13 protein-coding genes and 1 tRNA gene are annotated in these 17,429 nt (G+C 33.7%); 11 read left to right on the top strand and 3 right to left on the bottom strand.

Annotated elements, in window-relative coordinates:
- The first annotated feature begins 5 nt into the window (after positions 1-5).
- The 11 genes from ruvA (at position 6) to QLS71_RS08885 (ending at position 14,933) form a co-directional block, all read left to right on the top strand.
- Positions 6-587 (top strand): Holliday junction branch migration protein RuvA, encoded by a 582-nt coding sequence (gene ruvA / locus QLS71_RS08835; RefSeq protein WP_308993091.1) that lies wholly within the window; start codon positions 6-8, stop codon positions 585-587.
- A 6-nt stretch (positions 588-593) separates the two neighbouring features.
- Positions 594-7,862, top strand: coding sequence for a cell surface protein SprA (gene sprA / locus QLS71_RS08840; RefSeq protein WP_308993090.1), 7,269 nt, complete (start codon positions 594-596; stop codon positions 7,860-7,862).
- Positions 7,863-7,930: 68 nt separating this feature from the next.
- Positions 7,931-8,311, top strand: a complete 381-nt coding sequence (gene gcvH, locus QLS71_RS08845) for a glycine cleavage system protein GcvH (protein WP_308993089.1) — start codon at positions 7,931-7,933, stop codon at positions 8,309-8,311.
- 88 nt (positions 8,312-8,399) lie between these two features.
- On the top strand, positions 8,400-8,678 hold the full coding sequence (locus QLS71_RS08850; RefSeq protein WP_348636629.1) for a VanZ family protein: 279 nt from the start codon (positions 8,400-8,402) through the stop codon (positions 8,676-8,678).
- 63 nt (positions 8,679-8,741) lie between these two features.
- A complete protein-coding gene (locus tag QLS71_RS08855; RefSeq protein ID WP_308993087.1) occupies positions 8,742-9,464 on the top strand; it encodes an energy transducer TonB in 723 nt (240 codons plus the stop codon).
- 128 nt (positions 9,465-9,592) lie between these two features.
- Positions 9,593-10,378, top strand: coding sequence for an energy transducer TonB (locus tag QLS71_RS08860; RefSeq protein WP_308993086.1), 786 nt, complete (start codon positions 9,593-9,595; stop codon positions 10,376-10,378).
- Between the two features lie 117 nt (positions 10,379-10,495).
- Positions 10,496-12,595, top strand: a complete 2,100-nt coding sequence (locus tag QLS71_RS08865; RefSeq protein WP_308993085.1) for a gliding motility protein RemB — start codon at positions 10,496-10,498, stop codon at positions 12,593-12,595.
- A 183-nt stretch (positions 12,596-12,778) separates the two neighbouring features.
- Complete coding sequence (gene trxA / locus QLS71_RS08870) at positions 12,779-13,096, top strand: thioredoxin (protein ID WP_308993084.1); 318 nt, start codon at positions 12,779-12,781, stop codon at positions 13,094-13,096.
- A gap of 78 nt (positions 13,097-13,174) precedes the next feature.
- Positions 13,175-13,717, top strand: a complete 543-nt coding sequence (locus tag QLS71_RS08875; RefSeq protein ID WP_308993083.1) for an ATP-dependent Clp protease proteolytic subunit — start codon at positions 13,175-13,177, stop codon at positions 13,715-13,717.
- A 131-nt stretch (positions 13,718-13,848) separates the two neighbouring features.
- Positions 13,849-14,778, top strand: a complete 930-nt coding sequence (locus QLS71_RS08880; RefSeq protein WP_308993082.1) for a DUF58 domain-containing protein — start codon at positions 13,849-13,851, stop codon at positions 14,776-14,778.
- A gap of 81 nt (positions 14,779-14,859) precedes the next feature.
- Positions 14,860-14,933 (top strand) — tRNA-Asp (locus QLS71_RS08885).
- Positions 14,934-15,195: 262 nt separating this feature from the next.
- Here the strand turns inward: QLS71_RS08885 and QLS71_RS08890 are convergent.
- From QLS71_RS08890 to QLS71_RS08900, 3 genes are read right to left on the bottom strand one after another with little or no spacing between them, the layout of a single operon-like run.
- Entirely contained in the window at positions 15,196-15,696 is a 501-nt protein-coding gene (locus QLS71_RS08890) for a transposase (protein ID WP_348636630.1), read from the bottom strand.
- Between the two features lie 25 nt (positions 15,697-15,721).
- The gene (locus tag QLS71_RS08895; protein ID WP_348636626.1) at positions 15,722-16,675 is read right to left on the bottom strand and encodes a transposase; all 954 of its coding nucleotides are present in this window, start codon (positions 16,673-16,675) and stop codon (positions 15,722-15,724) included.
- Between the two features lie 19 nt (positions 16,676-16,694).
- A complete protein-coding gene (locus QLS71_RS08900; RefSeq protein ID WP_308991875.1) occupies positions 16,695-17,048 on the bottom strand; it encodes a transposase family protein in 354 nt (117 codons plus the stop codon).
- Between the last annotated feature and the right edge of the window lie 381 nt (positions 17,049-17,429).

The raw sequence follows: 17,429 nt of genomic DNA on the forward strand, positions 1-17,429 counted from the left end.
TATAAATGATTACACATATTCAAGGAAAACTTGTAGAGAAAAACCCAACTGATGTTGTTATTGATTGTAATGGTGTCGGTTACTTGTTAAATATTTCATTACATACCTATTCTCAAATTCCAGAAGGAGAGCATTTAAAACTATTTACGCATCTTCAAGTTAAAGAAGATTCGCATACGCTTTATGGTTTTTCATCATTGGCAGAGCGTGAAATTTTTAGGTTATTAATTTCAGTTAGTGGCATTGGAGCAAGTATTGCACGTACCATGCTATCTTCATTAACACCAAAACAAGTTATAGAGGGTATCGCTAGTAACGATATCGCTTTAATTCAAAGTATAAAAGGAATAGGTGCCAAAACAGCGCAACGCGTTATTATAGATCTTAAAGATAAAGTCTTAAAGATTTATGATATTGATGAAGTTTCTGTTTCTAAAGGCAATACCAATAAAGATGAAGCGTTATCTGCTTTAGAAGTGCTTGGTTTTGTGAGAAAACAAGCAGAGCGTGTAGTGGAAAAAATTATCATGGTACACCCAGATGCCAATGTAGAAACCATTATCAAACAAGCTTTAAAAAATTTATAATAGATTTTGAATATAACCAACCTAAATTTTTATAAATCCTTTAAAAAAGGCTATGCTTTAGTTGTTGTCTTTTTGTTTTCTGCAATTGCGTGGGCACAACAACCCACTGTTCAAGATTCGGTTAAAACAGGATTTAATTTAGGTAGTATAAAAACACCAAACCCCAATAGCATTGAGTCCAAATACACATATGATGCTTTAACAAACCGTTATATTTATACTGAAAAAGTAGGTAGTTTTAATATTAATTACCCCATTATTTTAACACCTAAAGAATATTATGCACTAGTAGCTAAAGAAAGTGCAAAAGAATATTATAAGGAAAAAATAAGTGCTTTTGATGGCAAAAAGAATGGTGCTGATGATGCTCAAAAAAATCTATTACCCGAGTTTTATGTGAAATCAGATTTTTTTGAATCTATTTTTGGAAGTAATACCATTGAAATTGTTCCGCAAGGTTCGGTAGAAATGGATTTGGGGATGCTTTTTTCAAAACAAGATAATCCGTCATTTTCACCTAAAAACAGAAGCAATTTTACGTTTGATTTCGATCAACGCATTAGTTTAAGTTTATTAGGTAAAGTAGGTACACGACTGCAAGTAACGGCTAATTATGATACCCAATCTACTTTCGATTTTCAAAATCTTATCAAATTAGAATATACACCAACCGAAGATGACATCATTCAAAAAATAGAAGTTGGTAATGTAAGCATGCCTTTAAATAGTTCGTTAATTACCGGCGCACAAAGTTTGTTTGGTGTCAAGGCCCAATTGCAGTTTGGTAAAACTACGTTTACAGGGGTGTTTTCTGAACAGAAATCGCAAGCCAATACCGTAGTCGCTCAAGGAGGTGGTACTTTAGAAGAATTTGAACTTTTTATTAGAGATTACGACGAAAATCGACATTTTTTTTTAGCGCAATATTTTAGGGATACCTACAGTAAATCCTTATCGACTTATCCGTATATAAACAATGGTGGTTTACAAATAACAAGACTTGAAGTTTGGGTAACGAACAGAAGTAATAAAATAGACAATGTTAGAAATGTGGTGGCATTGCAAGATATAGGTGAATCCGACCCTAATAAAGTAGGTTCTGCAGTAACTATCACTGCGACGCCAACAGCATATCCAAACAACAAAAATAATGCGTTCGATCCAACAAGCATTGGTGACGCTGGCTCTCAACTTACTTCAGCTATTAGAGATGTAGCTACTGTGCAATCTGGAATAACCGTACCAAATGTTCGCGAAGGATTTGATTATGCTAAGTTAGAAAATGCCAGAAAGTTAATTAATGGTCAAGAATTTATTTTAAATACCCAATTAGGTTATATTTCGTTAAACCAACGGTTGAATAATGATGAAGTATTAGCCGTAGCATTTCAATATACCTTGGGAGAGAAAGTGTACCAAGTAGGTGAGTTTGCCAACGATGGGGTTGATGCTACCAATGTAACAACCAATAATTCTGGGCAAGTAACAAATGTGGTTAATAGCAATTTAATACTTAAGTTATTAAAAAGTACTATAACCAATGTGAACCAGCCTGTTTGGAATTTGATGATGAAAAACATTTACGACACAGGGGCCTACAATTTAAGTTCAGAGGATTTTAAATTGAATATTTTTTACAACGAAGCATCGCCTTTAAACTATATTTCTCCTGTTGGTACGACGCCATTTCCACCAGAAGGAACCAATGAAGATCCTTTACAACAAACACCTTTATTAAGAGTTTTTAGTTTAGATAAATTAAATTACAACAACGATCCGCAATCAAAAGGAGACGGTTTTTTCGATTTCGTTGAAGGGATTACCGTATTGTCGCAAACCGGAAAAATTATTTTTCCAAGTGCAGAGCCCTTTGGTGAATATCTCTTTAACAAATTAGCGCTTGGCGGAAGTGAAGATTATGATAATAATGCAACATACAACGAAAATCAAGCAAAGTATGTATATGATGTGTTATATAAAGAAACTAAAACCAGAGCCTTAGAAGCAGTTGAAAAAAATAAATTCAAATTAAAAGGACGCTATAAATCTAATGGAGGCGATGGTATTCCTATAGGTTCCTTTAATGTACCTAGAGGCTCGGTGCGTGTTACTGCGGGTGGCCGTGTGTTGGTAGAAGGAATCGATTATACAGTTAACTATACACAAGGGCGCGTCCAAATTTTGGATGAAGCTTTAAAAGCATCGAATACACCTATTGAAGTTTCGACTGAAAATAATGCGGTGTTTGGACAACAAACCAAACGATTCACAGGTATTAATGTAGAACATAAATTTAATGAAAATTTTGTGTTGGGAGGAACGCTTTTAAACTTAAACGAGCGCCCAATAACTCAAAAAGCAAATTACGGTACAGAACCAATTAATAATACCATTTTTGGGTTAAACGGAAATTATTCAACCAAAGTGCCATTTTTAACCCGATTAGCAAATACCTTACCAAATATTGATACCGATGTAGAATCGAATTTGTCTGTACGTGGTGAGTTTGCTTATTTAGCACCAGGATCTCCAAAAGGCACCAATTTAAAAGGTGAAGCCACCTCATATGTTGATGATTTTGAAGGAACCCAAAATTCTATCGATTTAAAATCGCAACAGTCTTGGTTTTTATCAAGTAGACCCTTAGAATTGACAGGGTCGCCAGGGGACGATAACAATGGTATCCAAAACGGTTATGGAAGAGCTCTATTAAACTGGTATAGTATCGATCCTATTTTTTACACGAGTCAAAAGCCAAATGGTATTTCAGATAACGATTTGTCTAGTTTATACACAAGTCGTGTTTTTATAAAGGAATTGTTCCCAGATAGAGATTTAGTACAAGGGCAAAATACAATTTTAAACACCTTAGATTTGGCCTACTATCCAACAGAAAGAGGGCCTTATAATTTTGACCCAGCAACAACTAACGATGTTATTAATAATCCTTCAGCTTCATGGGCAGGTATTACACGTCAACTAACTTCTACTGATTTTGAACAACAAAACGTGGAGTATATCGAGTTTTGGTTGCAGGATCCATTTCAAGAAAACCCATCAAATTCGGGCGGGAAGTTAGTATTCAATCTCGGAAATATTTCAGAAGATATTATTAAAGATGGTAGAAAAATGTACGAGAACGGATTGCCAAAAGATGGAAACATCGATTTACTTCCCGTGACTGCTTGGGGAACTGTAATTCCTCAAAATCAATCTTTAGTATATGCATTCGATACTACAGGTCAAGAGCGAACCAATCAAGATGTGGGTTACGATGGGTATGATGATGCAGAAGAAATATTAAAATTTGGCGCCAGTTTTGGTAGTGACCCAGCAAAAGATAATTACACCTATTTTTTAAATGCCGATGGAAATATTTTCGATCGTTATAAAAAGTACAATGGAGTTGAAGGTAATACACCAGACACCTTTTCGGATACTGATAGAGGTGCGAATACACAACCCGATGTAGAAGATATCAATCGTGATAATACCATGAACACGATTGATAGTTATTACGAATACGAGCTTCCAATTACCAGACAAAATTTACCAACCTCAAAATCTGATTACGAGAATCTTCCAGCCAACAATCCTTTAAAAGAATACATAGTTGATTTTAAATCTCAAAAAAGAACGTTACCTAATGGAAATACACCCGATGTGAGATGGTATTTGTTTCGAATTCCAGTAGAAGGGAGTCTTGCAAAACCAGTTGGAGGTATTACCGATTTAAGATCGGTGCGTTTTACACGTTTATTTCTTAAAGAATTTACAGAACCAACCGTTTTTCGTTTTGGAACTTTAGATTTGGTTCGTAGTGAATGGAGACGCTATACACAAACCTTACAAGTTGATAAAGATAACCCCGCCGATGACAATACAGACTTTTCAGTAGGTGTTATTGGTACATTAGAAAACGAAGGTAGTTATGATAGACCGCCAGGAATAGAACCTGAAGAGTTGTATAACAATAATACCGTAGTTGAACAAAATGAACAATCGTTACTTGTTAATGTATGTAATTTAGAATCGCAAGACTCTAGAGGTGTTTATAAAAACATCGATTTAGATATGCGCCAATACAAACGCATGCGTATGTTTATGCACCTTGAAGAAGATGGTACAGGCATTCCAAATAATAATACGGTGGTTGGTTTTGTGCGTATGGGTAACGACCTTACAGAAAATTATTATCAAATAGAAATTCCATTAAAAGTTTCTGAATCGACATCAAGAACAGGACTTTGGCCAGAAGAAAATGAAATTAATTTACCAATAGGTGTTTTAGGAAAAATTAAGGCCTTGGAAATAGCGAATCCAACGTTGCCCACAGAACCTCAAAAGTTTTATAATGTAATTGATGGAAAATTAGTAGATACACCGGTTTCAGAATTTTCAACATATACTATAGGTCAACATCGAGTGACTATAAAGGGAAATCCTAATTTCGGTGATATTAGAACATTGATGGTTGGTATAAAAAATGGTATTGAAAATGGTTTAAATGATGCGCCTCCACCAGCATCACCTATATGCGCTGAGGTTTGGTTTAATGAATTAAGGCTATCGGATATGGATAACGAAGGTGGTTGGGCAGCAGTATTAAGTCTAGATACTAACATTGCCGACTTTATGAATATTAGCGCTACAGGTAGACAAAGCACTTCTGGCTTTGGTAGTCTTGAGCAAGGACCAAGTCAGCGTAGTTTAGAAGATGTAAAGCAATATGATTTAGTGACCAATATTAATGCTGGGCAGTTACTGCCAAAAAAATGGGGTATTCAAGTGCCGTTTAATTATGGACAAAGTGAAGAACTTATCACACCCAAATATGATGCGTATTATGAAGATTTAACTTTACAATCTAGATTAGATGCCGCTGAAACAACTGCTGAAAGAAATTTAATAAAAGAACAATCGGAAGATTATACTAAGCGTCAAAGTATCAATTTTATAGGTGTTAGAAAAAGCAGAACCACCGAAGAAAAACCACGTTTTTATGATGTTGAAAATTTGACTCTTAATTATTCATACAACAAAGTAGAACACCGAGATTTTGAAATTGAAGATGCTGTAAACAAAACAGTACGTGCAGGAGCTAATTACGCTTTTAACTTTAACCCTGTAAAAATTGAACCTTTTAAAAAGAACGATTCTTTGTTTACTGGTAAATACTGGAAACTTTTAAAAGATTTTAATGTTAATTTATTACCATCAAGTTTCGCTATAAACTCTGATATCAACAGACAATTTAACAGGCAGAAATTTAGAGATGTAGATCTTGCTAACGGCAACATTGGTATTGAAGAATTATTTAGAAGAAACTATACATTCGATTTTCAATACACCATCAATTACAACTTAACCGAAGCCTTAAGTTTTAATTTCACAGCGGCAAATAATAATATAGTTCGTAATTATTTTATAGACAATGATTTAATTAGAGGAGAGCATGATGAAACACTTGATGTTTGGGATGGTTTTTTCGATTTTGGAGACCCTAATAGGCAATCACAAGACTTAGGCATTACTTATCAAGTGCCTATTAATAAAATCCCCACATTTAGTTTTGTAAATGCAACTTACCAATATAGTGGTAACTTCCAGTGGCAACGAGGCTCAGATTTATATGGTAATTTAGAACTTGTTACCACCGATGAAAACGGTATTGAAACTACAGCTAATTACGATTTAGGCAACACCATTCAAAATGCCAATACCCACAATATCAATACAACTTTAGATATGAATAGGTTGTATAAATATATAGGTTTGGTAAAAAAACCAATTTCTCGAGTAAGAGCTAGAACAACTACTAGTGGGCCTCCGAGACCAAACCAGAATAAAACAAATCAGCCAAAAATTAAAGATCAATCGGTTACCAAGTTGCTTAATGCAGGCGTTGATATTTTAACGAGTATTAAAAGAATTCAGTTTAATTATTCTGAAAACAATGGTATATTTTTACCAGGATATTTACAAACTCCAGGTTTTGTTGGAACTTTAAAACCTACAACAGGTTTTACCTTTGGTAGCCAAAGCGATATTAGAGATCTCGCAGCAAGACGTGGATGGTTAACATTATTTCCAGAGTTCAATCAGCAATATACAACAACGAATTCAAAACAATTGGATGTATCGGCTAGTTTAGAGCCTGTAAAAGACTTAAAAATTGATATTGTTGGGAATAGAACTTATTATCAAAATTATACCGAAAACTTTAGAGTCAATGATAACGCAGGTCAATATGAATACGAATCTTTAACCCCAAACACCTTTGGTAATTTTAATATTTCAACAGTTTTAATTAAAACTGCGTTTAGTACAAGTGATGAAACAAACTCGGAAGCTTTTAACGATTTTAGAGCTAACAGACTTATAATTGCACAGCGATTGGCTAAGGAAAAAGGTGCTGATGTAAATGATGTGGACGCTGAAGGTTATCCTAAAGGCTTTGGTAAAAATAATCAAGCCGTATTATTACCAGCCTTTTTAGCGGCTTATACCGGGCAAGATGCCAGTAAGGTGAAAACCTCGGCGTTTAGAGATGTACCTATCCCCAATTGGGATTTAAAATACACAGGCTTTATGAAATATGCTTGGTTTAAAAAGAATTTCAAACGTTTCTCGTTAACTCATGGATACCGTTCAACTTATACCATCAATCAGTTTCAAACAAATTTAGACTATGAACAGCCTAATTTTAATATAGATTATGATGATATACCATCAGATAATAATGTTTTAAATCAATCTGGAAATTACAAAAACCCAACACTGTATAGTAATATCAACTTAACAGAAATGTTTAGTCCGTTAATTAGAATAGATTTCGAAATGCAAAATTCGGTTAAAATATTAACAGAAATTAAAAAGGACCGTTTGTTGTCATTAAGTTTTGATAATAATTTAATGACCGAAGTACAAGGAATGGAATATGTATTGGGGCTAGGATATAGAATTAAAGATTTACGTATTAATTCTAATTTGGCAGGTCCAAGCAAGCGTATTGTAAGTGATTTAAATATGAAAGCCGATATATCTATTAGAGATAATAAAACCATTATTAGGTATTTGGATTTAGAAAATAACCAAGTAACATCAGGTCAAACTATTTGGGGCTTAAAATATTCGGCCGATTATGCATTTAGTAAAAATCTAACAGGTATCTTTTATTTTGATTATACATTCTCAGAATATGCCATTTCAACCGCATTTCCACAAACAACCATTAGATCTGGTTTTACCATCAGGTATAATTTTGGGAATTAAAATAATAATCTATTTGAATTTAAAGTTTGAATAAATACATTTGTCAAGTACTAACTTAAAATAATAAAATGAATATTCCATCAGAATTAAAATATACAAAAGACCACGAGTGGGTAAGTATTGAAGGAGATATAGCAACTATTGGTATTACCGATTTTGCACAAAGTGAATTAGGTGATATTGTGTATGTTGAAGTTGAAACAGTTGATGAAACTTTAGAAGCCGAAGAAATTTTTGGAACGGTTGAAGCTGTAAAAACAGTATCCGATTTATTTTTGCCATTAACAGGGGAAATTATTGAGTTCAACACTGCTTTAGAAGACGAACCTGAAAAAGTAAATACAGACCCTTATGGAGATGGTTGGATGATAAAACTTAAATGTACAGACCTATCGCAAGTAGAAAATCTAATGTCTGCCGATGCTTATAAAACACTTATAGGTGCTTAAAAAGCTTTTACCTTTAGTAAGTATAGTTTATACAGTAGTATTAGCTACTATCTGTCTAATCAAAATAAAAAAAATCCCAAATCTTGGGGTGTCTTTTGGCGATAAAATATTTCATTTTTTAGCATATACAGTCTTAGCTTTTTTATGGTATAATACTTTTTTTAATACATTTAGGCTTGAAAGAAGGAAGGCATTATTGTATGCTGCGCTTTTTTCAATAGTATTTGGTATAGTTATTGAGGTACTACAGGGAGTGCTCACAACCTCACGATCATCTGATGTATATGATGTTATGGCAAATACAATGGGCGTGTTTCTTACTGTAATAATTGTATTCATTAAAAATTTGATTACTATTAAAAAATAATAAACACTTGCTTATTTGATAAATAAATAGTTATTTTAGCAATCTTGAAAAACAATTTAAATTATGGAACCTAAAAAAAATCCTAAAGCAAATGTTGGACGTAACAGTTCACTTTATTTCGCCATTGGTTTAGCGCTAATGTTATTTTTAACAAATTTCGCTATCAATTTCAAAACATATGATAAATCCAATGTCGATATAGGTACGGTACAGATGGATGAAGAATTAGAAGAAGAAATTCCATTAACACAACAATTACAAACACCACCACCACCACCACCACCACCAGCAGCTCCAGAAATCATTGAGATTGTAGAAGATGAGATAGAAGTGGTAGAAACAGTTATAGAATCTACGGAATCTAATCAAGAACAAAAAATTGTAAAAGTAGAAGCAGTAAAAGTAGCTCCTGCTATCGAGGAAGATGTTGAGGTTCCTTTTGCAGTTATTGAAAACGTTCCAGTATTTCCAGGTTGTGAAGGTGGAGATAATACAGCTAAGAGAGACTGTATGTCTAAAAAAATACAAGATTTTGTAAACAAAAAGTTTAATGTTGATTTAGCTAGTGAACTAGGTTTATCAGGCAGACAACGTATTAATGTTATCTTTAAAATAGATAAAACAGGAAATGTTGTAGGTATTCGCGCAAGAGCACCACACCCAGGGTTAGAAAAAGAAGCATCTCGCGTTATTGGGTTACTTCCCAAAATGCAACCAGGTAAACAACGTGGTAAACCAGTAACAGTACCTTATTCATTACCAATCGTTTTTCAAGTACAAGATTAATTTTTCTTAGTACTAAAGAGAAGGAGTTTTAAAATATAAAATCCCGTTACAAAACTTGTAACGGGATTTCTTTTTTGGTATACTTATTGAGACTTTATCATAATATTAACATTTAAACTATAATTATTATGAGTAATCCAAAAAAAACACACGAATCCATTCGGCAAAATGGACAAATCGTGAAAAAGTCACAAAAGCAGGATGTAAATTTACGAAAAAACTCGAGCCTTTATTTCCAAATTGGCTTAATTGTTTGTTTACTCGCAGCCTATGGGTTGTTAGAGATGAAGTTTGAAACAACTATCCCAAAGGTTGTGGATGTTTATTTGCCAGATGAAAGCTTTATGGTAGATGCTGTGGTTTTTAAACCTGAAGTAGCAATGAAGGAAGAGCCAGTTAAACATGAAACTAGCGATCCAATACAGGAATTCGTGGAAGTTCCAAATACAGCTCCAGATATTTTTATTGATACACCAGATAAACCAACACCGTCAATAGCACAAACTTTTAATCCAGGTATTATTACTCTAGTTAAAAAACCAGTCGATCCTGAGAATGTGCGTTTTGAGGCAATAGAAAATGTGCCAATTTACCCAGGCTGTGAAAACAAAAAAACAAACGACGAAAAGCGTAAATGCATGTCCGATAAAATAACACAACTCATTCAAAAAAAGTTCAATACCAATTTGAGTAGTGAATTAGGTTTATCTGGTAAACAAGTGATTCGCACGCAATTTAAAATTGATAAAACAGGACGTGTTAATGATATCCAAGTTAGAGGGACTCATTCTCAATTAGAAAAAGAAGCAGAACGTGTTATTAATATTATTCCAGAAATGACACCCGGTAAACAACGCGATAAAAATGTAGGTGTTATTTATACATTGCCCATCATATTTCAAGTACAAGATTAATTTTGTTAAAATTCAAACAAGAAAAAGCCGTTATCTATCACTTGATAACGGCTTTTTTAATAATCGATTATTAAAAATATAGTATCTTTCGATCCTAAATCCAAGTTTAAAAAAACTATGAAGCAATTCGTTGTTCTATTCCTCCTTTTTACAAGCCTTACGATGTATTCTCAAAACAGGGCTCATAATGAAAAACCTCCTGTATTCCCAAGTTGCGATAGCTTAACAATAGATGTGTTGCAGCATTGTTTTGATACGAATATTTATACAAATATTTACAACACTTTTAAGGAGCCTGAAAAAGTCTCTAGAGAAGATTATAAAGGCGAAGTAATAGTGCTTTTTGAGGTGGATACGACAGGGCAATTTAAAGTATTATATGTAGAGGCTATGTATGATGAGTTGAAAGCAGAAGTGAAACGCGTGTTTTCACTATTTCCAAAAGTGACACCAGCAACATACAATGGGAGAAAAACCTATAAGCAATACACCATCCCGATACGCATACCTTTAGTTAATCAAACAACCATAACTCCAGATGCAGCTAAAAAAAATGAGTTGTCTAAAATAGAGCAACAGGCCAAGGCAGAATTTGATAGTGTGAATACTGTTTTGAAAGTGTTTGAAGATAAAGCGTATGCTAGCCAACTAAACATTCCATTTACACATAGTGATTACGCTAGGTTTGATAGGCAAATGAATATGGTTGGAACTAACAGCCATACCGCATCAAAACCATTTATTTATGAAGACGTATCGAAATATTATGACTTTAAAGTAGAAAAAGATAAATTGCTAAAAGAAGTCGATACTTGGGCAGGAAGAAAGCTTTGGAATGAACATTTGGTGCAATTGCAAGGAATCGATTATTGGTTTACCGTAGATCCAATTTTAGATTTAGAAACAGGAACGGATGTTAACGCCGATTTTAATACAACGTATAATAATACCCGCGGGTTTTTGGTGCAAGGTGGTTTGGGAAGCAAGTTAAGTTTTTATGCGTCGGTTTTTGAAAGCCAAGGACGATTTGCTCAATATGTAAATGAATATGCGGAAAGTTTAAAAGCCTTTGGTCCAGACCCTGCAATTATTCCTGGACGCGGTATAGCAAAGCGTTTTAAAGCCGATTCTTACGACTATCCTGTGGCTGAGGCTTATTTATCGTATAAACCTGCTAAATTTATAAATATACAATTCGGACATGGTAAAAATTTTATAGGAGATGGGTATCGGTCGTTACTGTTGAGTGATGTTGCCAGTCCGCATCCTTTTTTAAAATTAAACACCTCCTTTTGGAAAATAAAGTATACGAATACGTGGATGTGGTTAAAAGATGTACGTCCTGAAGTTGAGAATGATAAAGCATTTTTAAGCAAATACATCGCTAATCACTACTTAAGTTGGAACGTTTCTAAGAAATTAAACATCGGTTTGTTCGAATCGGTATTGTGGACTAATAGTAATGATAGGGGTTTTGATGTGAATTATTTAAATCCAATTATATTTTACAGAGCCATTGAATTTGAGACAGGTCAAGGTGCTGGAAATGCACTATTGGGAGCTTCAGCAAAATATAAATGGAATGACAATGTAAATTTATATAGCCAGTTTATTTTAGATGAATTTTCATTGAGTGACATAAAGGGGGGAGAGAAAAGTTGGAAAAATAAATACGGTTATCAATTAGGTGTTAAATATTATAACGCCTTTAAAGTTGATAATTTGTTGTTGCAGTTTGAATATAATCGTGTTAGGCCATACACCTATTCACATAATACTATTGTGCTTAATTATGGGCATAATAACCAATCGATGGCGCACCTGTGGGGTGCCAACTTTAGTGAAGCTATTTTAATTGGACGTTACCATTACAAACGTTGGTTCGCAGATGCAAAACTTATTTTTGGTGTACGTGGATTGGATTTTAACGATGGCACAGATAATTTTAGTTATGGAGGTGATGTTTATAGAGATTATAACGACCGCCCTTATGATATAGGCGTTACGGTTGGTCAAGGGATTAAAACCAAAATTTTTAATGGTAATTTACAAGCAGGTTATTTAATTAATCCAGCTACAAATCTTAAAATATTTACCGATATAACTGTTAGGAATTTTAATCCTGAAGCAGAAACTACGAGTGCATTTAAAAACAATACCGTTTGGTTTAACTTTGGAATTAGAACCGATTTGTTTAATTGGTATTTTGACTATTAGAGTTTGCTATTTTTTTGATTTAGATGCGAGTTGCATAAGCCAGTGTAAGCACCTAAAACAAACCTATAATAGTGCAAAGCAATGTTAGTATAAAGAAAACAAATTGTTACCTTGTAAACTTTAGAGAATTTTTTGACTAATTTTGCAGTATTAAAGTAAAATAAGAATTAAAATATAAATATTATGGCATTAGAAATAACAGATGCGACGTTTGAGGAAACAGTATTAAAAAGTACAAAACCGGTAATGGTTGATTTTTGGGCAGCTTGGTGTGGACCATGTAGAATGGTGGGACCAATTATTGAACAAATAAGTGAAGAATACGAAGGAAAAGCAGTTGTTGGTAAAGTTGATGTAGATGCGAACCAAGAATTTGCTGCAAAATATGGCGTGCGTAACATACCTACGGTTTTAGTTTTTCAAAACGGAGAAGTTGTTGGACGTCAAGTTGGTGTAGCGCCAAAAAACGCTTATACAGAGGCAATTGATGCGCTTTTGTAATAGATATAGAAAAGAAAACTAAAAAGGTTTGCCATAATGGTAAACCTTTTTTTATTTTAGATAAAAATTAAATAAAAAATGAGTGATAAAATAAAAGTTCAGGATGCTATTGATAGTAAATTAATAGAACAACGTAAAGTGTTTTTATGGGGGCAGGTTGATGATAAATCAGCAAAACATGTTATTGACCGGTTGATGTATTTAGATGCTTTAGACAATAAGGATATACAGCTATACATAAATAGTCCTGGTGGTTATGTAACCTCTGGTTTTGCAATTTACGATTGTATTAAATCTTTGAAAAGTGAAGTTTCTACCATATGTACTGGTTTTGCTGCATCAATGGGTTCTATTATTCTTTCCGCAGGAACTAAAGGAAAACGTTTTATTCAACCACATGCACGTGTCATGATTCACCAACCAAGTGGGGGAGCCAGTGGTCAAGCCAGTGATATAGAAATTACGGCACAGGAAATTATAAAAACAAAAGAATTAAGTGCGCACTTATTGGCTTCAAATTGCGGGCAAACCTTTGAAAAAATAATGAAAGATTTCAATCGAGACCATTGGATGGGAGCTGAGGAATCAGTTGAATACGGTATTGTTGATGGGATTATTTAGAGACTCTAACTCTGAAGGCAATACCACTATTGTTAAAATTGAATTCAGATGGTGATTTTTAAATAAAATTCAAAACAGTAAAATTTTTCCATAGAAGTAATTCTTCCCTTTAGGAAAGACTAGTGGAGCTTATGAATATACAAAACGAACTAAATAAAGCCGAGGGTTTTAAAAATCTCGAATTACTTGCAAAACAAGTGGTTGAGGGATTTATTGCAGGCATGCATAAAAGTCCGTTTCATGGGTTTTCAGCTGAATTTGCTGAACATAAAATATACAATAATGGTGAAAGCACCCGCCATATAGATTGGAAATTATTTGCAAAAACAGAGAAGCTTTACACCAAGCGGTATGACGATGAAACCAATTTGCGTTGTCATATCATCATAGATAATAGTAGCTCGATGCATTACCCTGAAATGCGCTCTTTTTCTATTGAAAACCTTAATAAGATAGCATTTTCTGTTTTAGCATCAGCGTCTTTAATGCAAATTTTAAAAAAACAAAGAGATACTGTTGGTTTAAGTATTTATAGTGATGCATATGATTATCATGCACCAGAAAAAGGAAGTGAACGTCACCATCAAATGTTATTAAGTCATTTAAGTGATACTGTTGTTTCGAAACCAAAAAACAGACAAACGGAAACATATAGGTATTTGCATGAAATAGCAGAGAAAATTCATAAACGCTCGATGATTTTTTTGTTTACTGATATGTTTCAAACAAGTGAAAATGAAACTAAGTTGTTTGAAGCGTTACGTCATTTAAAATATAATAAGCATGAAGTGGTTTTATTTCATGTGTTTGATAAAGATAAAGAATTGCAATTTAACTTCGATAATAAGCCCAAACGCTTTATTGATGTTGAAACAGGCCAGTTTATCAATTTATATGCAGATAGTGTCAAAGAAAATTATAATGATGCTGTAAGGGGGTATTTTGCTGCATTAAAGCTTAAATGCTTGCAATACAAGATTAAATATGTAGAGGCAGATGTAAATAAAAATTTCAATAACATCTTGACAACCTATATGGTAGAGCGAAAAAAGTTTGTTTAAAAAAAATGTTTTAAAAAAAACTCAAAAAAAGATTTGAGATATTAAAAAAGGCGTGTATATTTGCAACCGCAATAAAGCAACGGTCTGGTAGTTCAGTTGGTTAGAATGTCGCCCTGTCACGGCGAAGGTCGCGGGTTCGAGTCCCGTCCAGACCGCGAAAATTGCTAAAAAGCTCTAAGAGATTAGGGCTTTTTTTGGCAATAAGAAGTTGTGTTGTTAGTGAGCACCTTGTGTTTGCTAAAGGTTTAAGTAGTTAAACCAATGAGAAGCTTTCCTTTTTTCTTTACGGAAAATCGGGATGCTTTTTTGTTTTAAGTAATTTCTCATCTAAATACATTGTAGGACTTTTTCATTGTTTATAATTAACATGATGGAAAAGGATGGGCACTATTATGGGATCAAGGCTAAAAGTTGTGTTTAAGCAAAAATAGTGGTTAATCTAAAAAGGAAAAATTCTATATTTTTGACACCTCTAAACTGGGCTCTAAAGGCTTTTATCTTTGCGTTAAAAGATTCAGCAGAAGCATTTGTACTTCGATTGATGAAATAGTTAAGTATAGATCTATAGTTTAGGGTTATCGTATTTGCTATTGTATTGAATGCTCTAAATCCAGATTGTTCAACATCTTTATACCAATGCGCTAGCTTTGTGTATGCAGTTTCTACTGATTTTGCTGTATTGAAAATATTTCTAAGGCCTTGAACTAGGTTAAATGCTAGTTGGATATCAGGATATTGATCGAAGAGTATTTTGCTTCTCTGGTATTGATTTTCCGTCCAATTAGAGGGTGCTTTGTAGAGTAAATACCTGCTTCTTGCTAAGAGTTGTTTTCTGGTATCTCCATTATCAAAGACCTCTTGTTTATAGGTCTTGTGATTTGCTCTGGCAAGTTTTATGTTTTCGTTTTCTAGATCTATGGCGGATCAAGGCTAAAAGTTGTGTTTAAGCAAAAATAGTGGTTAATCTAAAAAGGAAAAATTCTATATTTTTGACACCTCTAAACTGGGCTCTAAAGGCTTTTATCTTTGCGTTAAAAGATTCAGCAGAAGCATTTGTACTTCGATTGATGAAATAGTTAAGTATAGATCTATAGTTTAGGGTTATCGTATTTGCTATTGTATTGAATGCTCTAAATCCAGATTGTTCAACATCTTTATACCAATGCGCTAGCTTTGTGTATGCAGTTTCTACTGATTTTGCTGTATTGAAAATATTTCTAAGGCCTTGAACTAGGTTAAATGCTAGTTGGATATCAGGATATTGATCGAAGAGTATTTTGCTTCTCTGGTATTGATTTTCCGTCCAATTAGAGGGTGCTTTGTAGAGTAAATACCTGCTTCTTGCTAAGAGTTGTTTTCTGGTATCTCCATTATCAAAGACCTCTTGTTTATAGGTCTTGTGATTTGCTCTGGCAAGTTTTATGTTTTCGTTTTCTAGATCTATGGCGTCCCACCTATATTTGATTCTTATATCTTGTAGTGCTTCCAAGGCTAATTTCTGTACATGAAACCGATCAGTAACCTGTATGGCTTTTGGGAAACATTTTTTAGCGATAGTTTTCATTGAGTTAGCCATGTCTAGTGTAATCTCTTTAACCTTCGTTCTTTTCTTTGCTGATAATTTAAGAAGCTGTTCTATAATAGGTTCTACTTTAGTGCCAGAAAAAATGGCAACGATACTTCCTTTTTTACCTTTGGCTTTTTTGTTGGTAATGATGGTGTAGAGTTCTCCCTTTGACAAAGCAGTCTCATCAATAGATAAATGGCTTCCTATATTTTCAGGAAAGATGAGATATTGTTTTGCATGTTTCTTCTGATTCCAGTCTTTAAAATCACTTAAATAATCTTTATACTGACGTTGTAGTTTTTTACCATCAACGCCATAAAAATGTCCTATGGTATGACAATCTGAAGCTCTAGTATTGATTAATTTCTTTTAAAAAAGCAGCGAACTCTGATGTCATACGAGTTCCCTGTGCTACTAAGTTCCAATCTCTCTGCACGACTTGTTTGGTGGTCTTGTCTAACCATCTGCGACGCTTAACATGCAGGTAAACTGTATTGCCTCGTAAAGGAAAATCTTGGATGGTTACTTCTTTATGAAAACCATGCGCAATTAATGTGCGTTTAGATTCTTCTTTAGGTGTTGCATTTTGTTCTTCAAAGTAAAGATGCATGACTTCGCCATTTTTAGTATGCTTTACAAGATCAAAATGGTTGATTAGAAATTCAGGTAAAATAAGTTTGAGTAGTTCTAGATAATGGTCCAAAATCTTTTTTTTGCAAAAATCCGAAAACTATAGGTAATTCACACACAACTTTTGGTCATGATCCCTATTATGGGCTCAAGAATAAAAAACTTGGGGACAATTATATATATTTTTTAAATTTACAATCAAAAGAGCTTTTGCATTTAAATTTAGCCCAATATTTACTACCCGAAGGAATCTTAGAATATTTTGATGTAGTTTCCAGTAAATCTGAATCTGATAAAATTCACTTTTACTTAGAAGAAAAAAATATCCTACCTGTCGAATACGAACAGCTCCCTGCTAAATCTAAGGGATTCATACCTGAAATTACTGTAGAAGATTAACATGATGGAAAAGGATGGACACTATTATGGTTTGACCTAAATTCAATCCTAATAT

This window comes from Mariniflexile litorale, from assembly GCF_031128465.2.
Lineage (GTDB): Bacteria > Bacteroidota > Bacteroidia > Flavobacteriales > Flavobacteriaceae > Mariniflexile > Mariniflexile litorale.